The organism is Desulfobacter vibrioformis DSM 8776 (assembly GCF_000745975.1).
In the GTDB taxonomy this organism is placed as follows: Bacteria; Desulfobacterota; Desulfobacteria; order Desulfobacterales; family Desulfobacteraceae; genus Desulfobacter; species Desulfobacter vibrioformis.
The window spans coordinates 1-19,225 of record NZ_JQKJ01000002.1 but is presented as its reverse complement, the minus strand read 5'-3'; the positions used below and the strand labels follow the sequence as shown (position 1 = coordinate 19,225).

The window sequence follows — 19,225 nt, the reverse complement described above, 5'->3', positions numbered from 1 at the left end:
GACCCAAAACAGGAAAAAAATGCCACGGCATCCTTGTACACATGGCCGGAAACCTTTCACATGTGCTCATGGCGTAGCGGTTAATGCCAACAATGCACTTGATGCGGGTATGGATTTAGCGGCCAAGGGGTCAGAACGCGATTGAATTCAACGAAAGGTCGAACAAAAATTCTGCTCACAATTGGGCAAAAAGGCTGTTTCCGGGTGGGTACTATCAGATCATCCCCAGGTCAATGGCCTTGATCACCTGCTTGGCTTCGGCAAAACCGTGGTCCTTGTCAAGGGCGGCCTGGAAATAGGTCTTGGCTTTGGTGGTGTTTTTTGCGTCCAGATAAAGGCGGCCTATGTTGTAATAGATATAAGGCTCGTCCGGGTGGATTTTTAATGCTTTTTTGTACTGTTTCATGGCTTCTTTTATGTCACCCTTTTTCCGGTAAAGTACCCCTAGGGTGTTGAACACATTCAGTGAATTGGTCCCGGAATCCAAGAGCTCATTGAGCAGGTCCTCGGCTTTTCCCAGTTTATCGGTATCCATATAAATTTCTGCTGCGATCCGGGTGTACTCTTCAGCCTTTTCAACGGCCCCCATGGCCTTGTATACCATGGCCATGGCTTTGTATGCCTTGACGAAAAGCCGGTCCAGAAGCGTTGCCTTTGAAAAGGCCTCGATGGCTTCGGAATGCTTGTTCTGGGCTGTTTTGATGTATCCGATGTTGTAATAGTATTCTGGGTTTTCTTTCTGGTTGACCAGGGTTTGGAATAACTCCAGCGCTTTTTTGTATTCTTTTTTTTCAATGAATTCGAGGCCTTTTTTTACACTTAACTCGACCTGGTGGATGACAGGATCTTTAAGCTTTCCTAACGCTGTGGCCAATTTCATTTTCATGGCCTTGGGATCATAGGGAATGACAAAAAGCCCGCTGACGCCTGCCTGGCCTGCCTTGATGACCTTGATTTTGGTAAATGCGCTGTTTGTTAAAAAAAAAGGCAGATCGCCTAGGCGCTCCTCTTTTCTCAAAATTTTCAACAGCGCCAGTCCGGACATATCGCTCATATCATAGGCGGCAATAACACATCCGATGTCAGATGCTTTTAATACGGTCCATCCGTTGTCTGCACTGTCGGCAGTTATGATATGGGTGTAACCGATCTTTTTCAGGGCAGTTAAAAGTCTGTCCTGCTCCAGCGTATCTTCGGTGATGGTGAGGATTGGCGGGTGGGTCATATGCATTCCTATAATTTGTCCAGCATTGGACGATTTTTTTCAGGCGTTCCCGGTCGGTGCATCCGAAAACGATCCGCCAGAAACTGCTTGATTTCGTATACCGCATTTGGGTCCCGGATTGCTGCCATCTGGAAAAAAAACAGACGGATCTCTTCCCCGGTATACTGGTTAATTTTATCGGCTATTTTTCTATACCTATCATCCAGGGGCCAATCGGTGTCAAGCTTCAATTGATCCAGAAACAGTTCCCCCCAGGAATTGAGCGCTAACAGTTCAATTTGCTCCACCCCGCAGAACGGATCCGGGTAAACCAGCAGAATCAGTATTTTGGTCCACCGGGCATCGTGTTCAAAACAGCCGTCAAAAAGAGGTTCGACCGGCTGCATGACCAGGTAGAGGGCGTCTGCGCAGATGGCTTGATCCCTGCTTTCATATAGCTTAAGCCAGGTTTCTATCTTGATACTGGTTTTATTTCTCCGGTAAAGCCGGTTTTCCATGATCCATCCCATCAGGCCCAGGAACGCCTCGGATTTGTGAAAAATACTTTCATGGATTGTATTTGAAAGCGCGGCGCTCAATATCCATTTTCCCATTGAATTCTTTCTTATCAAAAGAAATGAAAAAGCGTGTCGGGCCAAAAAATTTGAACTGGCCGGAATTTTGCCGGATTCCGTGTTCAGACGCGCTTTGACTTTGTTGTTGAGAATCTTCATATTTCTTTGTTCCGCCTGGGGCAGGTCTTTTTCAATGGCCTTCCCTTTGGTGTTGATCTGTTCGTACATCCTGGCCAGGCGCTGGATTAAGGTTGTGTCAAGGAGCTGCTTTCCCTTTTCGGGCCAGGTTGGATACGACATCAGTTTTTTGACCTGGGAGGGCAAGATGTTCCAGGTTCGGATATATTTGTCTATCAATTGTTTTTTAGGTGATCCCGGTTCAGGCAGCCTGACTTCGGGGTAGCTGCAAAGCCTGAGAAATATGGCGTTTTTTATAAGTTTGAGCCCATCGTGGGCATGGACTTTATGGTAGTGGAGCACCCTGTCGAACATAATCTTGTATGGATCACTTTCGCAGTCGTCAATGCCGGCTTTTGCAAATTTCTGCTTGAGTTCGTCGCACAGGAGCATGGCGCTGTTTTTTTCGTCCGTTATGTGGGAAAGGATCATGGTGGCCTTGAGCAGGGCCTTGACCGGATCTTCTTTGGATTTGCAGATATGCCAGCGGATGCCCTGGTAAATGTCTTTGACAGACGGCATTTCAACCTTCCCAAGGTCAATGAAATCTTTTAATAAAACAGTCAGTTCAGGCTGCCGGAACAGATGTCCAACCAGACGGTCGTATGTACCCTGCTGCATGTTTGCCGGCAAAATGGTCCACACCGGGATCTTGCCGGCAATCATTAGAAACGTCCGGTAAAACTCCTCTTTGAGGAACAGCTTGGGGGCAATCATTGTTTCAGGCGATTCAAACCCGGCATAGCAGTCTTTCCGGATATCGGCCTGATCCATGATGAAAAACGTCACTTCCTGGTCAAAGTTGTCCCTGGAAAATTGAACGATGTGGTTGAGTTTTTTTTCAAGGTTGTAATATCGTTGTTCCGTAAAGCAGGTTCTGTCAATGATGACCCAGTAATCAAAATCTGACTGGGCCGATTGGGTAAATGTCCCCAGGGAGCCGATGTGGTAAAAACCAAGGACACAGGGATCTTTGATGTCCGTTTCCGTTTCGAGAATATCCCGGGAGATCTCTTCTTTGTCTTTGTCCAGCACGGCGTTGTAAAATCCTGAATGCTTAAAATTATAGATACCGCAGGCCTCAGGCGATTCGGACACATATCCCGGGAATTGCGGCTGGTTAATGTGGATCAGAAAAGGAATTTTGATAAAAAGTTCAAGTTTCGGGCCTGAAAGGTAACGCAACGCCTCGCGCATTCTCACCACGTTGTAGTTGGAAAAGGCTGCTTTCATCCTAAGGAGCTTGGCAGCCAGGGCATTTTTTGTGGATGCTGACGAATCGTGCATGGTCTGTTCCGGTTCCATGATGGGGGGTTAAATCATTTGAAAAGATAACACAAACTGTTTAATATTAAGTCATGTGTATTTGGTGATATTATAGGAACGATCTTTTATTATTTTCAAGTCAAGTTTTAACATGGAGCATGAATGGGTGACAAAGATTCCTCCCATACCGGTATTGATCTGGACGTTATCTGCATTGATGAACTGGTCGAAAAAGATGAAGACTCCCCGGAAAAATTTCAGGAAAGCATCCGTGCGGACCCAGGGGATTATCGGGTTTACTTCAGCGGTATTATAAAGAGAATGCAGGGCAAGGAGGCGTTTTTAACCTTTTCCCAGCAGGTCAACAATATTAATCAGATACTGAATATGGACTATTCCTCTGCAGGGGATATTGCCCGGGTGATTCTTAATGACCTGAGCTTGACCACACAGGTGCTGAAACTTGTGAATTCCTCAATTTACCGGCAGTTTTCAGACAAAGGCATTTCAACCCTCTCCGAGGCCATGATCATATTGGGTACAGATGAAATCCGGGAACTGGCAGCCGGACTTAAAATTTTTGAGATGCTGAAGTCAAGGGCCTATTCCCGGCTTTTGAAGGACAAACTGCTCAAAAGCCTTCATCGGAGTGCTGTTGCCAGTCAGGTTGAAAGGGAAAAGGGCGACAGAACTTCGGATGCCTTCCCCGTTTCAGCCATGTTGTATGAACTGGGAGAATACCTGGTGGCGCTTCTGGACCCGGATACTTACCTCAAGGTGGAGGTCGCCATGGATGAAGACCGGCTATCAAGGGAATGTGCGGCTAAAACCATTTTAGGCTTAACCTATTTTGAACTCGGACAGATGGTTGCTTTGAAGTTTAATTTGCCCCGGAGAATTGTCCAGGCCATGCGGCCGGTTACGTTGACTGCGGGACAGGGGCTGCGGATATCCCCACAAGAAGAGGCCAGATATCTATGTGCCTTTGTATATGAGCTATGCAATATCCCTGAACCGGGAAATGACGCGATATCCCTTGGCGCTGCAGGTAAACTTGTGGAAAAGTTCCGTGGTGTTTTGGATTTTGATGCCCGGCAGGCACTGGAATTGACCTGCACAGCCATGGAGCGGGTGATTCGGCATGCTGAAATTCTAGGCATTGATCCTGTGGTAACCCCACCCGCTAAGAACGATCCGGGGATAAAAAACAAGGTGGAACTGGATCTGGGGATCAGCCGCGTGGAAGAGGCGTTAGAAGGAGGCCTGAGCATCCATAATATTTTTACCCGGCTCATCGACACCATGGCGCAGTGCTTTTATTTTAACCAGGTCGTCATCAGTATCAAAAAAAAAGAGACCAACACCATGGAGCCCCGGTTTGTCCGGGGGGAAAAACGGCCGGATGGATTCGGCAAAGCCATGGTATTCAAAATTGAACCGGTATCAGGCATTTTCAACAACGCCATCGACCAGAAAACCGATATCATTGTCAAAGATATCCAAAAAGAGTTTTGCCGGCTCCATATTCCTTCCTGGTATATGAAAAAGATAGCCAGTCCTTTTCTGGTAAAGGGATTCGGCATTTTTCCCGTATTTGTGGACGATAAAATTTTGTCTATGATTTACGTGGACTGGGATAAAAAGGCATCAGAGCCGGACCCGGGTACATTATCGTATATCCAGAGGTTCAGAAAACAGATGATTAAAGCCTTTACCCTTCATTCCAGATAAGCGTGTCTTCAATCTTACGGCCATATTCGGCCTTTTATTTGAATTTGATTTGTACTATACCATGATCCATGATTATGGATGGCGAAAAACCGGTTTTTTATTCTGTGGGGCGGTCTGTGTCCGATCCCGTTCGCCGGGCGGAAATAAAAATAAAGCGCTCCGTGTTTGTCTGCCGGCTCAGCTATGTTGATACCATTGAAGGGGCAAAGGGATTTATTTCCAACGTTTGTAAAGAATACAAAACCGCCACTCATAACTGCTGGGCTTATGTAGTGGGCGATTCCGGGCAGATCAGCCATTGCTCAGATGCGGGAGAACCGCCGGGTACGGCCGGCAAGCCCATGCTCAACACGCTCTTATCCCATCATATGACCTGTACTGCAGCGGTGGTTACCCGGTATTACGGCGGGGTCAAGCTTGGGGTTCGCGGGCTGATTGAAGCCTATGCCCTGGCTGTGGGTGAGGCCGTTGACCAGGCCCCCCTGGTCCGGCTGGTAAAAACGCAATCGTTCCAAATCTGTCTGGATTACAGCCTGAATGATTCATTTTTAAACCGCATCAGCGCCTTGAAGACCACAATCACCGGAACGGATTATAAAGAACGGATCACCCATGATCTGGCCGTGGAATTGTCCGACCTTCCGGCCCTGGAATCCGTACTCACACAATACCAACGCCAGGGGCTTTTGGGGTATACAAAAATAACAGCCTAATTTTGGAAGGCGTATGTTTGCCCGAAAAGGCTTTTTCCTGTATCGGCGTTTTTATCCATTTAAAAAGTATTGACACCTGGAAAAAATTCAGTATTCTTTAATTTGAATTAGAAATACTGAATTTGGGGAATGAATGAAAATCAAACTGGGGCCGTTGCTGCGGGCTATTCGAAATTCACGGCATCTGACCATCAAAGATGTGGCATTAAAGGCCGGGGTCAGTTCAAGCCTGTTGTCCCAGATTGAACGCAACCGCATATCCCCGTCTCTGGATACCCTGCTGGAATTGCTTGAAGTTTACGGGGTCTCTCCGGAAAAGTTTTTTAAAGATTATGAGACCATGAACCGGGTGGAGATTATAAAAAAGGACCAGCGCCGGGTTTACCAGCGCAAGGGATTTAAATATGAAACCCTGAGTGGATACAGCCAGTCCAAGGGCAACCACTCCTTTACCGCCTTTTTTCTTGAACTTTCACCGGGACAGCAGCGGGGGGATGAGAATGACGGCCATCTTGGCCGGGAGCTGGGAATTGTGGTGAACGGGTCTGGCCAGTTGATTTACGGCGGGGATGTCTACGATATCAGTAACGGAGATGCCCTCTCTTTTTCGTCGCAAATACCCCATGTGATTAAAAATACGGGTGATGATCTGTTTCAGGCCTACTGGATTGTCACGCCGGCGGACGGTGAAGATTATTTTGGTGAAGGAAATCATAAATAATGGAGAGTGCCATGGGAAAAACAATTGCTGAAAAAATTTTTGACACCCACCTGGTGGACAAACCCTTCGGGGATGTCAGCGTACTGCGCCTGGACCGGGTTTTCTGTCATGAAATTACCACCCCGATTGCGGTCCAGGATCTGGTTGCAAGGGGAAAAGACCGGGTGTTTGATGCGGACAAAATCAAGGCGGTGATTGATCATGTTTCACCGGCCAAAGATTCCAAAACCGCCATGCAGGGAAAAATTCTGCGGGACTGGGCCCTTCGTCACGGCATAAAAGATTTTTTTGATATCGGCCAGAACGGGGTCTGCCATGCCCTGTTTCCTGAAAAAGGATTTGTCCGTCCCGGATTCACCATCATTATGGGTGATTCCCATACCTGTACCCACGGGGCATTCGGCGCTTTTGCCGCGGGCGTGGGCACCACCGATCTGGAGGTGGGTATTTTAAAGGGTGTGTGTACCTTTAAAGAGCCGGAAACCTTTAAAATAGACATTACCGGGACCCTTCGGCCGGGCGTATATGCCAAGGATGTCATTCTTGAGGTGATTCGTCAGATTTCAGTGAACGGGGCCACAAACATGGTCATTGAGTTCACAGGACCCGTGGTGGATGCCATGGGCATGGACCAGCGCATGACCCTTTCCAATATGGCCGTGGAAGCCGGTGCAACTTCCGGCATCTGTCTGCCGGATATGACAACGGTGCAGTATCTGTGGCCGTTTATTAAGGATGAGTTCCAGACCCCCGAAGATGCCCTGGCACAATATTCCCAATTCTGTTCCGATCCGGATGCTGTCTATGCAAAGAAAAAAACAATTGATGTCAGCTCTCTTGAACCCATGGTGACTTTTGGATTCAAACCGGACAATGTTAAACCGGTGTCCCAGATGACAGGGACGCCCGTGGATCAGGTTTACATCGGCTCCTGTACCAATGGGCGCCTGGAGGATCTTCGTGAGGCCGCCGCCGAGGTAGCGGGCAAAAAAATCAACCCCGGGGTCCGGGCCATTGTCTCTCCGGCCACACCGGATATTTTTAGTGCGGCCCTGGATGAAGGACTGATTAAAATTTTTATGGATGCCGGATTCTGCGTGACCAATCCCACCTGCGGTGCCTGTCTTGGGATGAGCAACGGGGTCCTGGCCGAAGGGGAGGTGGCTGCGTCCACCACCAACAGAAATTTTAACGGACGAATGGGCAAAGGCGGAATGGTTCATCTTATGAGCCCGGCCACGGCTGCGGCCACCGCAGTTCATGGCGTGATCACCAATTCTGACCGGTTTAAAAGTTAGGGAGGTATTATGAAAGACTTTCAAGGAAACATGCTCTGCCTGGACCGGGCAGATATCAATACCGATGAAATTATTCCGGCCAGATATCTGACGGAAATTTCAAAATCCGCTTTAAAGCCCCACCTGCTTGAAGATTTAGTCTTAGATGGCTTTAACCCTGATACAGATCTCAAAGATGTCCGTGTGATTGTATCCCGGGGAAATTTTGGATGCGGCTCTTCCAGGGAACATGCGCCCTGGGCGCTGGAAGTCAACGGCATCAATGTGGTGATTGCCCCGAGCTTTGCCCGGATTTTCAGGCAGAATATGTTCAATTGCGGCATGATGGCCATTGAACTGCCCGACGATCAGGTCCAGTCCCTGTTTGAACTGGGCGCCGGTAAAAAGGCCCGGCTTTGCATAGATGTGGAAAATAAAACCCTTCTTGCAACCAATGACAGCGGCAAAGAACTGAAAATTGAATTTCCTATCTCAGAGTTTGACAAAACCCTGGTGAAAACCGGGGGATGGGTGGAGTTTGCAGATAAAAATTACTAAATAGCACTGAACGGAATCCCCTTGTTCGGACAGCTTGACAGAGGGGCGCATGCCCACAAAGTTGCCCGGCTGCAAGGCGCATAACCTATCGAGCGGAAACTAAAAATTTAAACCCCTCACAACCTATCGGTTGTGAGGGGTTTCTCTGGTGTGGGAGCAACATCTGTTGACAGGTTCCGTACAATTTTATGTCCGTTTGAATAACGACTCAACTCCAGTTGTTCACCACATAACGGGCATTGATCTAATTCGCAAATGTACATTTCCGATGTTTGAGGATATAATGCACGGCGTGTTCTCATTGCATGGTTTCCTTTGGGAGTCTTCGTTTTTGACAAAACATTTATTGCCATGAGAATTTCCTTTATTCCACCCTTTTCGGGGTGAGTTTTGCGGTATTGCGAATATTCAACAAACCAATAGGAGATAACTATACATGTCACAATTCAGCAATGTAACAATTATCAAAGAAGCGAACATTTATTTTGATGGTCAAGTCACGAGTCGGGTCGTTCTTTTTGATGATGGTTCTAAAAAGACTCTTGGCATCATGCTTCCCGGTGACTATGAATTTAACACAGATGCAAAAGAGTTGATGGAAATTCTCTCGGGAGATCTGGAAATACAATTGCCCGGGGAAAGCTGGAAGAAAATATCAGGTGGGGAATCTTTTGAAGTCCCCGCAAATTCAAATTTCAAGCTAAAGATTAACAAAGTCACCGATTATTGCTGTAGCTACTTTCTATGAAACAAGAAACCGGAGACAAGAAACAAGAGGGCGAAGCGCCTGGGGCGCCCGTTTTAGCCCTGCATTGTTGCTGTTTTTAGTTTCATTGTTCGTTGTGGACTTGCGGCCCGTGTGGGGTATAAAAAACATGGGCCTAATAAACCATTGGAAGAAACTATCAGGATCTGCCCCCGCTCCAGTGCAGCCGTGTCTTCAGCACCTTGAAATAGGAGTGTGCCTCAAAGGAGATCATTCTTACGTTGTGGCGGCTTTTTTCAATGTAAATCCTGTCACAGGTATCCATATCAAAGCCCTCCTGGCCGTCCAGGGTCAGAATCATATCTTCCGGACTGCCTTTCAGGCTGATTTCGACCCGGGTATGGTCCGGGATGATTAATGGCCGGTTGGTCAGGGTAAAGGGACAGATAGGGGTCAAGATAATGGAGGGCACTTCGGGATAAACCACCGGCCCGCCTGCGGCCAGGGAATAGGCTGTGGAGCCCGTGGGCGTGGCCACGATCAGGCCATCGGCCCGGTAGGTGGTCAGATAGGTATCATCCAGATACACTGCGCATGAGGCAAGCCTTGACAGGGCCGCCTTATTAATGACCGCATCATTTAGCACATCCTCATCCATGACGCACTTACTGTTCCGGACCACCCGAATATTGAGGCGGCTGCGCTCCTGGATAAAATACTCCCCTTTAAATACCGCTTCAACCGCCTTGAAAAGAAGATCCTCCGTGGTCTCGGCAAGAAATCCCACCTCTCCGAATTTGATGCCCATCAGGGGAATGTCCGAATCACCGATATACCGGGCTACACTTAAAAATGTGCCGTCTCCGCCAAGTACAACAATGCAGATCAGATCTTCGGGGATGGGTGGCGGCGTCTGGGACTGGGCGTCAATGACCAGGCATCTGTCTCCTAAATGCCGGATCAATTCCAAGGCTTTGTTCTGGGCGTGGTCTTCATTTTTTATTACAAGTCCGATGCGCTGCTTACTCACGTTTTTCCTCTTGTTTGTTTTAGTGTTCAGCCTCGGCCCAGTTGGCTCCAGCACCAAAGTTGACCTTCAGTGGCACTTTCAGGGGCGTAACGTTTTCCATAACCTGCTTTGCCATGGCCATGAGTTTGTCTTTTTCCTGTTCAGGGGTTTCAAAAATAATTTCATCGTGTACGGATAAAAGCATTTTTGATTCCATTCTCTTTGTTGCAAGGGCTGTGTGCATTTTAATCATGGCAAGCTTGATCAAATCTGCAGCACTGCCCTGGATGGGCGTGTTCACGGCAGCTCTTTGGGCAAAATGCCGCAAATTGGCGTTGGAGGAACGGATGTCATCCAGCCTGCGTTTTCTGCCGAACAGGGTGGATACCTCGCAGGTTTCCCGGGTCTGTTCAATGGTTTTATCAATAAAGGTTTTCACCCCTGCGTAACGCTTGAAATAATTGTCAATATAAATGCCTGCCATTTTCCGGCTGATGCCCAGCTCGTTTGACAGGCGGAAGGCGCTCATGCCATAGATGATGCCGAAGTTTATGGCTTTGGCCTGGCTGCGCATTTCATCAGTGACAAGACCGGGCAGCACCTGGAAAACTTCCAGGGCCGTACGGGTATGAATGTCTTCGTCGTTCTGGAAGGATTCAATGAGAATGGGATCCTGGGCACAATGGGCCAAAAGCCGCAGTTCAATCTGGGAATAATCTGCGGAAACAAGGATGCAGCCCTTTGCCGGGATAAAGGCCTGCCGGATTTTTTTGCCTTCGGGTTTGCGGATGGGAATGTTCTGCAGATTGGGATTGGACGATGACAGGCGGCCGGTGACGGTGATGGTCTGGTTAAATGAGGTGTGGATCCGCCCGGTCTCCGGATGAACAAGGGAAGACAGGGCGTCCACATAGGTGGATTTTAACTTGCCAAGGGTTCTGTACCGCAACAGTTTTTCAGGCATTTCATGGGTCCCCGCAAGTTCGGTGAGCACCTGGACATCCGTGGAATACCCGGTTTTCTTCCGGGTTTTTTTTCCGGATTTAAGGCCTAATTTTTCAAACAGAATCACCCCGAGCTGCTGGGGGGAATTGATGTTGAACGCTTCGCCGGCAAGTTCGTAAATTTTTTGCTCAAGGGTTTTCAGTTCTTCGGCAAACTCAAGGGACATTTGGTCAAGCACATCCGCATCCACACGGATCCCTGCCATCTCCATTTTTGCCAGAACGCAGATCAAAGGGACCTCAATGGTTTCCATCAGAGGGGTAAGCCCCTTGTCCGCAATCTGTTTTTTCAATACCCCATATGCCATGAAAGTCAGATCTGCGTCCTCGGCCGCATAGTCTGCGGCAAGATCAACAGGGACTTCCTGGAATCCGATCTGGTCTTTGCCCTTGCCGGTAACCTCTTCATAGGAAACCATTTTGTACCCGAAAAGGTTCATGGCAATGCGGTCCAGGCCATGGCCCCGGGTGCCGGGATTGAGCAGGTGGGAGGCAATCATGGTGTCAAACACAATGCCTTTGATCTCAATGCCGTACCGGGCCAGAACAATGACGTCATATTTGATGTTCTGGCCCACCTTGGCGATGTCTGGATTTTCAAGCAAGGGCTTGAAAATCCGAAGGATGTCATCTTTTTCAGGCATCTGTATCCCGCCTGCATTGGTGTGTCCCACCGGGATGTAAAATCCTGTATCATCCAGGTATGAAACGGACAGACCTACAAGATCCGCCTGCATGGGATCAATGTTTGTGGTTTCCGTGTCAATGGCAAACACCTCCTTGGTTTCAAGCACCGACAAAAGTTTCTCCATGTCGGCAACGGTGTGGACCATTGTATAGTTTTTTTTTGATTTGTCTGTTGTTCCGGAAAATTCCAGGGCAAGGGTTTTAAACTCAAATGACTGGAACAATTCAAAGGCCTTGCGGGTATCAAATTTCTGCAGTTGGAACTCGTCCAGGGGCTGGGTGACTTGCACATGCCGGTCAATGGTGGCAAGGTCCCGGCTTAAATCGACAATGTCTTTGGATGCTGTCAGATTTTCATACAGTTTTTTCTTTTTTTTCAGCTGGTCCAGATTATTGTAAATATTGCTGATGGAACCGTATTCGGCAATCAGTTTAATGGCCGTTTTCACGCCCACACCTTTTACACCGGGGATGTTGTCTGAGGTGTCTCCGGCAAGGCCTAACACGTCAATGAACTGCCCGGGTTCAATGCCCATCTCCTCTTTTACACCGGACCGGTCGGTGACGGTGTCTTTCATGGGGTCCCACAGGGTGCAGTCATCTGTGATTAACTGGATAAAATCTTTGTCCCCTGTAACCATGACCACCTTGAATCCCTGCTCCTGGGCAATGCGGGCATAGGTGCCCACAAGATCATCCGCCTCATATCCGGTTTTCTGGATAATGGGGATGTTCAATGCCTTGACAACCGCGTTGATGTCCGGAATCTGAATGGCCAGTTCTTCGGGCATGGGCGGGCGGTTGGCCTTATATTCATCAAACATTTTATGGCGAAAGGTGGGGCCTTTAACATCAAAGAAAACGCCTGCGTATTCAGGCTGCTTGTCCTTAAGCAGTTTGAGCAGAATCCGGGTGAACCCGAATGTGGCATTGGTGGGATGCCCCTTTGACGTGGACAGGCTGCGGATGGCATGGAAGGCCCGGTATAAAAACGCGCTGCCGTCGATCAGGTAAATAGTGCTTGGTGCCGCCATATATCCTTCCTAGGGAAATTGTCTGTTGAATTATTGTTTAATTAGCGGCATATATACTATCTTTTAAAGCAAAGGAGAAGTCTTATGTCCCAACAATCCCGGGCACGGGCCAACGCCGGGAAGTCCCGGCGGCGGCAAAACCGGTCAAAAATATGTCATTGCTGCGGTGCCACTGCCATGTTTTGCTGGCAGTGCCGGTGCGGATTTTCCATGTGTCAGCCCTGCATGTATGAAAACCAGTGGGGGATGACCTGCAACGGAATTACCTGGGAATGCCCTGACTGCGGGGCTCAGAACGGGTACGGCAACCAATAGTGAAAGGCATGGAATCATGGTTCAGAAATTAAAGGTCGGCACATTGATATCCGGCGGCGGCACCAATCTGCAGGCTATTATTGATGCCTGCGACCAGGGACGCATTGATGCGCAAATTGTTTTTACCGGATCAGATGTTGGCGGGGTGAAAGGCCTGGAACGGGCAAAAAAAGCAGGCATTAACACGTTTGTGGTGGATTACGCCCGGATCATTGCCAATTGTCGGCAGATTCGGGATCTTGACAGCCTGCTCCCCAAAGATTTTGACCCCGAAGAGATCCTTGGAAAACAGCGGCTGGTGGATGTGGAAAAGAATCATGAAAAAGCCCTGTTTTTCATAAAATCCAGGGTGATTGCCGAACGGCAGCTTTTAGACCATATTGAATCCTATGATATGGATTTGCTGGTCCTGGCCGGGTTCATGCGGGTGCTGACCCCTTATTTCATTGACCGGATCAATACCAGCGCCCTGGGCCACCGGATCATGAATATCCATCCGGCCCTGCTGCCTGCATTCCCCGGTACCGACGGATACGGAGACACCTTCCGGTACGGGTGCAAAATTGGTGGATGCACGGTTCATTTTATTGATTACGGGGAAGACACAGGCCCCATTATCGGGCAGAAGGCATTTGAAATAGCCGATGAAGATACCCTGGAGGATGTTAAAGAAAAAGGACTGCAAAAGGAGTGGGAGCTGTATCCGGCCTGTATTCAGAAATTCGCCCAATCCCGCAAGGTAATATCCATTTGAAATCAGGCAGAGGCAAGAAAGGCATCCGCCATTTTTAAGGCATCCATGTAGAATGCGGGCAGTTTTTGAATCAGTTGAGAATCTTTGTCTGTCTGAAACCTGGTATGGCTCCACTGTCCCTGTTCGAAGTTTGTGATCAGGTCATTGAGCTGTCTGAATATGCGGTCTTTGCCTAAAAGCGCATCCTTGATTTTTTGAGACAGGGCAATTTTTTCAAGAATGTCTTCCATGGGCATATCCAAAATGGCATCCATGGTTGAAAACAGGCCCACCGTGAACAACTCGTCCGGCGTAAACCGGGTTCGAATGACATGGGCGCATTGCTCACACATTCGGGCCTTGATCACCGAAAACCGGATCAGCTCATTGGGCTTGTCCGGGTTTATATCCGATACCACCACCACATTGATAAATTTTTTCAGTTCCTGCAGACCCAAAAAGATGATGGCATCCTTGATCGTGTTTACGGCAGTGGGCCTCCTGAAATACGCTGAATTGATAAACGCCAAAAGTTTGAAAGAGATGGCCATGTCATTTTTAATCATATCTATTAAAATGTCCAAGGTCGGCTCCTGCTTTGAAATCTCATTTAGCAGTTTCAGGTTGGTGATCTGGTTGGCTGAAAGGCCTTTGCGTGACATGACTTCGGGTTTAGCAAAGAAATATCCCTGGAAAAGCTGGAATCCCATGGCTTTGGCCTGTTCAAACTCTTCGTGGGTTTCCACCTTTTCACACAGCAGTGTGATATGGTTGAGTTCATTTTTCAGGAATGTAAGAACCGGGCCCAGGGTGTCCAAGGGTGTGGCCATGATATCAAACTTTATCATGTCGCACAGCTGAATCATTTCATTGAATCTCTGATCATAAATAAAATCATCCAGGGCAACCCTGAATCCTTGGGATTTAAACGTCTTTAATGCATCAATGATTTCAGGTTCAGGTTCAATATCTTCTAAAACCTCAATGATGATATGATCTTTCGGGAAAAGAAGCGGTGTCTGTTTGAGCAGAAGATCCCGGGTAAAATTGATCAGTCCGGGCTTGCCGGAAAGGATGTCATTGAGTCCAAAGGAGAAAAAAGTATTGGACAGCACACCGGATGTGGCTGCTGACCCGTCGATATTTGGGAACACATTGTCCAGGCTGAGCCTGAATAAAAGTTCATAACCAAAAATTTTTTTATCTGAAGTGAATACAGGCTGGCGGGCTACAAATATATCCATTAAATTGAGAACTCCATTTTGAATGTATCAACATACCTGTGTTAAGATATGAAATCAAAAAAAACTCAATACCCGAAACAATCCGGATAACCGATACCTATATCTATACCTTTAAAATCAGTGTCGTTGCAATATCAGGACAAAAGTTTGATCATCAATGGCAGGGCTGTCATGGTGCCGATGGAGGAGCCAAGATTGGTGAACACCACCACCAGAAGAATTCTTGTGACATTATTTTTCCAGAACCCTTTTACAGAGGTGATATCCCCAGGGATCGCCTCAAGGTCACGCACTTTGGGTTTACGCGCAAAGGCCTCCACAAGGCCTGCCACCCAGCCTGCCGCGATCATGGGGTTCAGGGAGGTCAGGGGGGCGGCCACAACGGATGAAAAAATGGTGTATGGATGGGCCCGGGCGATCAATGCGCCGATACCGGCAAAAATACCGTTGGCCAGAACCCAGATCCAGATCATGTCGGTTCCTGCGCCTTTGCCCCCCATGAGAAATCCGGCTATGAAAAGCATGACGATCAGGCCGGGGATGAGCCATTTTAATATCTTTCCTGCCTTGCCGGGGGGAGGCAGGGTCTTAAGAGCGGCAAGGTCAATGGGGGTATCTTGCTCAATATATTTCAAAATTCCAGGCACATGGGCTGCCCCCACAACCGCCAGGATTTTGTTTCCCGGGGCACTTCGAATGCTTTGGGCCAGGAACTGGTCCCGTTCGTTAATCAGAATTTCCCCGATAATGGGATGATCCTCTTTGATCTCCGAAAGCAGGGACTGCAGGATGTCCTGGTGCTTCATCTTTTCAATGTCTGCCTCTTCAATGTCATCGGACTGGCCAAATGACAGCACCATGGAGAATATCAGTTTGATTTTTTCCCAGACTCCCATGCCCCGCCATATCCGGGAAAGGGTGGTCTGAATTTCCCGGTCTGCAGGGATAATGGCCGCACCTGTTTTTTCTGCGGCCTCAATGGCATTGATCATCTCCTGGCCGGGTTTGATGCCGAATTTATCGGCTATTTTTTTCTGGAAAGAAGCCAGCAAAAGATTCATAAACAGCATCAGCGCTTTTTTTTCCTTGATGATTTTTACGATATCCATATTCTGCCATCTGTCTTTATCCTGGAGGGCTGCCAGACGGTTGTTGCACAATTCCACACATACGGAATCCGGCTGCTGGGACGCTATGGTGTCCGAAACCAGCTGGGCGCTGTGCCGGGATACATGGGCTGTCCCGATAAGAATGATCTGTTTTCCGTCCCGGTCAAGCATGTGGATGTCGTTATCGTCCATGGGGTTTTCGTTCATTATGCACCGCTGCCTTTATGCTGAAAAGTTAAAAAAGAAAACAATATTATAAGCATTTAGCAATACATGGCAACACAAATTCAGGTCAAATATTGACCTTATCAAACGGTTCTGGTATTCAGCCATTTATGAAATCCGTTGACGAACACATACTCAGAGCCACCAAGGAAATTATAGTTAAGTTCATTGAAATGGGCCGGCTGTCGCCTTCCAACGTCCATGAATCTTTCAAGGATGTTTACAAGACCGTCAATGATACCGTGAAAAAGAATCTGGATCCGCCCCAAGATGACTTATCCGGTTCCCCCAAATCTTGAATCCCGCATGCTTAAGCAAGTTTCTTCGGTAAGGAGATTTTATGCTGCACGCCCTGGTCATAAAAAACTTTGCGATCATTGAGGATCTGCGTATTGAATTCGGTCCCGGCCTTTCCGTACTGACAGGGGAAACCGGGGCAGGAAAATCAATTATCATCCAGGCCGTCAATCTGCTTTTGGGATCACGGGCATCGGCGGATCTGGTACGCACCGGAAAGGACAATGCCGAACTGGAAGCCGTGTTTGACATTGCCCCTGATTCCCATGCCGCCCGGCTCATGGCAGACCAGAACATGGATATTGAAGACGGCCTGATCATCAGGCGGGTGGTATCTGCCGAAGGAAAAAGCAAAATTTATATCAATGCCCGTCAGACCACCCTGGATTTTTTAAAACAGGTGACTGAAAATCTGGCTGGTGTATCCAGTCAGCATGCCCACCAGGGGCTGCTCAAAGAAGATCAGCACCTGGATATCTTGGACGAATTTTCCCGGACCCTTGACCTAAGAAAAGATGTGGCGGGGCTGTACCGGAAGATTGTTCCTTTAAGAAAGGAGATCTCCCGATTAAAGGCCGAAAAGGAAACGGCTGAAAAGGAACTGGGTCTGCTCCAATTTCAGGTGGATGAGATTGAAACCGCCAATATCCAGCCAGGTGAGGATGAAGAACTGATTCAAAAACGCGACCAGTTGCAGAATGCCGGGCAGCTTTTTGAAGCCGTAAACGGCGCGATTCATAATTTATATGACCGGGACGGCTCGACCCTGGAGCAGATTTCTGCCATCTCTGTCCGGTTTGGCCGGTTTTGCGGGACAGATGAAAAGCTTGATGCCATGGCCCGGCGTCTGGATGAAATATCCTATGAAATCCAGGATCTGGTGTCAGAGTTCAGATCTTTTGCCGCAGGCATTGATCTGGACCCTCAATCCCTGGACCAGGTGAATCAGCGCCTGGATCAGATCGCCAGACTCAAGCGCAAATACGGGGGCAGTCTTGATACCATATTTGAGCAATACCGGGGCATGGCACAAAATCTGGCAGATGTCCAGGGGATTGAGGGGCGTATAGAACAGCTGGAACAGGAACAAAAGGGGTTGGTGGCCCTGATTCGCCAAAAGGCCAAGGCCCTGTCCATGCGGCGGCAGAAAGAAGGCCTGGCCCTGGCCAGGCTGGCAAAGGCAGAGCTTGGCGCCCTTGAAATGGGCCGGGCCACCTTTGAAGTGGATTTCTCCACAGACCCGGGCGTTGCCCCTGATGAGCTTGCAACCGAGGATAATGAAAAAATATCTGCCACAGGCATGGACAGGGTTCGGTTTCTGTTCAGTCCAAACCCCGGGGAAGCAGCAAAGCCTTTGGTCAAAATAGCCTCTGGCGGAGAACTGTCCCGTATTGTCCTGGCGCTTAAAGCTGTACTCTGCCGGGGCCAGTCCTTTGAGACCCTGATCTTTGACGAGGTGGATGCCGGTATTGGCGGTGCTACGTCCGACAAGGTGGGGCTCAAACTTAAAGAACTGGGCCGGGTTCAACAGGTGATCTGCATTACCCATCTGGCCCAGATTGCCAGGTATGGCAACCACCAGTTCAGGATAACCAAGCAGGTGTCAGGCGGCAGAACCGCCACCCGCATCACGCCCTTGACCTGTCAGGAAGATCGGATAAATGAGCTTGCCCGGATGATTGGCGGCAGCCGGATCACCGATGCCACCCTTGCCCATGCCAGGGAACTTCTTGACACGGCAGAGGAGTCTTGACAAACTCCGGTACTGTTTAATATTTGATGACTTATCGTCCTTCGAGTGGGGTTTTAAGTTTTAGGTTTTAGGAAATGAAAATTCATACACTATTAAATTAGTATGAGAGGAATCAACATGCCGATATATGAATTTAAATGCAATAAATGCGAAGAATTTTTTGAAGTGATTGTCATGGGGGCACAGGATGACCGGGAGGTTGCCTGCCCCAAATGTAGTTCCAAGGAGTTCCAGCGGGTGGTCTCGACCACCAACTATGCCATGGGTTCGCCAGGACATGCTGCCCAGGGTGTCCATACCCAGGAGCGTACCTGTTCAAGTGGAACGTGTAAGACCTATACGGTTCCCGGGGCGACAAGGTAAAAAATTGCCTGATATTTTAAAGTGTTAAAGATATTTTATCCCCGGCCTGGGCCTGAAGTTTCAGGGCAGGTTTAAAAAAAATGCAATTTTATTAAAAAAAGATTTGACATTGGTTAGGAAATGAAGGATATTGCTCTGGCTTCACGGAACGGCCCAACAGTTTTTCCGGGAAGATTTTTTTTGAAGCAGTATTTTTGATCTTTGAAAATTGGTCAGTGAAAAAGAAAAGAGCGGGTCAATGACAATGCGCTTGGGGCGTAACAGCTTAAAGTGCAGACCTTAAAAAGTTTTAGTAAAGGATTATAACTGGAGAGTTTGATCCTGGCTCAGAATGAACGCTGGCGGCGTGCTTAACACATGCAAGTCGAACGAGAAAGGGATTGCTTGCAGTCCTGAGTAGAGTGGCGCACGGGTGAGTAACACGTAGATAATCTGTCTCCAAGCCTGGGATAACTATTCGAAAGGGTAGCTAATACCGGATAAAGTTGATTCACATAAGTGGATTAATGAAAGATTGCCTCTTC

General features: G+C 48.3%; 17 protein-coding genes and 1 rRNA gene. 12 read left to right on the top strand and 6 right to left on the bottom strand.

All coding sequences use genetic code 11. The features are described 5' to 3' along the window. Positions 1–214: 214 nt before the first annotated feature. Positions 215–1,225 carry a tetratricopeptide repeat protein gene (locus Q366_RS01940; RefSeq protein ID WP_035235847.1) on the bottom strand — a complete coding sequence of 337 codons (1,011 nt, stop codon included), beginning with the start codon at positions 1,223–1,225 and terminating at the stop codon, positions 215–217. Between the two features lie 8 nt (positions 1,226–1,233). Continuing rightward, positions 1,234–3,243: a class I adenylate cyclase gene (locus Q366_RS01935; protein WP_035236247.1), complete on the bottom strand. Its 2,010-nt coding sequence runs from the start codon at positions 3,241–3,243 to the stop codon at positions 1,234–1,236. Positions 3,244–3,384: 141 nt separating this feature from the next. Between Q366_RS01935 and Q366_RS01930 the strand changes: the two genes are divergently transcribed. The 6 genes from Q366_RS01930 to ppnP all read left to right on the top strand — a co-directional run bounded on the left by Q366_RS01930 (position 3,385) and on the right by ppnP (position 8,970). Continuing rightward, a complete protein-coding gene (locus Q366_RS01930) occupies positions 3,385–4,953 on the top strand; it encodes an HDOD domain-containing protein (RefSeq protein WP_035235845.1) in 1,569 nt (522 codons plus the stop codon). A gap of 74 nt (positions 4,954–5,027) precedes the next feature. Continuing rightward, positions 5,028–5,666 (top strand): IMPACT family protein, encoded by a 639-nt coding sequence (locus Q366_RS01925; RefSeq protein ID WP_245619843.1) that lies wholly within the window; start codon positions 5,028–5,030, stop codon positions 5,664–5,666. A gap of 133 nt (positions 5,667–5,799) precedes the next feature. Beyond that, complete coding sequence (locus Q366_RS01920) at positions 5,800–6,387, top strand: helix-turn-helix domain-containing protein (RefSeq protein WP_035235843.1); 588 nt, start codon at positions 5,800–5,802, stop codon at positions 6,385–6,387. 11 nt (positions 6,388–6,398) lie between these two features. Then, positions 6,399–7,685 (top strand): 3-isopropylmalate dehydratase large subunit, encoded by a 1,287-nt coding sequence (locus tag Q366_RS01915; protein ID WP_035236242.1) that lies wholly within the window; start codon positions 6,399–6,401, stop codon positions 7,683–7,685. A 9-nt stretch (positions 7,686–7,694) separates the two neighbouring features. Further along, a complete protein-coding gene (gene leuD / locus Q366_RS01910; RefSeq protein ID WP_035235842.1) occupies positions 7,695–8,222 on the top strand; it encodes a 3-isopropylmalate dehydratase small subunit in 528 nt (175 codons plus the stop codon). Between the two features lie 436 nt (positions 8,223–8,658). Beyond that, on the top strand, positions 8,659–8,970 hold the full coding sequence (gene ppnP / locus Q366_RS01905) for a pyrimidine/purine nucleoside phosphorylase (RefSeq protein WP_035235840.1): 312 nt from the start codon (positions 8,659–8,661) through the stop codon (positions 8,968–8,970). A 157-nt stretch (positions 8,971–9,127) separates the two neighbouring features. Here ppnP and Q366_RS01900 read toward each other — a convergent pair whose 3' ends face one another. Further along, positions 9,128–9,958: an NAD(+)/NADH kinase gene (locus tag Q366_RS01900; protein WP_035235838.1), complete on the bottom strand. Its 831-nt coding sequence runs from the start codon at positions 9,956–9,958 to the stop codon at positions 9,128–9,130. A gap of 19 nt (positions 9,959–9,977) precedes the next feature. Continuing rightward, positions 9,978–12,662, bottom strand: coding sequence for a DNA polymerase I (polA, locus tag Q366_RS01895; RefSeq protein WP_035235837.1), 2,685 nt, complete (start codon positions 12,660–12,662; stop codon positions 9,978–9,980). A gap of 84 nt (positions 12,663–12,746) precedes the next feature. On the opposite strand from polA, the gene Q366_RS01890 reads away from it, so the two are divergent. Further along, complete coding sequence (locus Q366_RS01890; RefSeq protein WP_035235835.1) at positions 12,747–12,977, top strand: hypothetical protein; 231 nt, start codon at positions 12,747–12,749, stop codon at positions 12,975–12,977. Positions 12,978–12,993: 16 nt separating this feature from the next. After that, positions 12,994–13,731, top strand: a complete 738-nt coding sequence (purN, locus tag Q366_RS01885) for a phosphoribosylglycinamide formyltransferase (RefSeq protein WP_035235833.1) — start codon at positions 12,994–12,996, stop codon at positions 13,729–13,731. 2 nt (positions 13,732–13,733) lie between these two features. On the opposite strand, the gene Q366_RS01880 is transcribed toward purN, so the two are convergent. Together Q366_RS01880 and Q366_RS01875 are read right to left on the bottom strand one after the other, a co-directional pair. Further along, positions 13,734–14,954, bottom strand: a complete 1,221-nt coding sequence (locus Q366_RS01880; protein WP_035235831.1) for an EAL and HDOD domain-containing protein — start codon at positions 14,952–14,954, stop codon at positions 13,734–13,736. 134 nt (positions 14,955–15,088) lie between these two features. Next, positions 15,089–16,270, bottom strand: coding sequence for a TraB/GumN family protein (locus tag Q366_RS01875; protein ID WP_035235829.1), 1,182 nt, complete (start codon positions 16,268–16,270; stop codon positions 15,089–15,091). Positions 16,271–16,398: 128 nt separating this feature from the next. On the opposite strand from Q366_RS01875, the gene Q366_RS01870 reads away from it, so the two are divergent. The 4 genes from Q366_RS01870 to Q366_RS01855 form a co-directional block, all read left to right on the top strand. Further along, positions 16,399–16,587, top strand: coding sequence for a hypothetical protein (locus tag Q366_RS01870; protein ID WP_035235827.1), 189 nt, complete (start codon positions 16,399–16,401; stop codon positions 16,585–16,587). Between the two features lie 41 nt (positions 16,588–16,628). After that, positions 16,629–18,338, top strand: a complete 1,710-nt coding sequence (gene recN / locus Q366_RS01865) for a DNA repair protein RecN (protein ID WP_035235825.1) — start codon at positions 16,629–16,631, stop codon at positions 18,336–18,338. A 117-nt stretch (positions 18,339–18,455) separates the two neighbouring features. After that, a complete protein-coding gene (locus tag Q366_RS01860) occupies positions 18,456–18,701 on the top strand; it encodes an FmdB family zinc ribbon protein (RefSeq protein ID WP_035235823.1) in 246 nt (81 codons plus the stop codon). A 303-nt stretch (positions 18,702–19,004) separates the two neighbouring features. Next, positions 19,005–19,225 (top strand): 16S ribosomal RNA (locus tag Q366_RS01855); the annotation flags it as partial.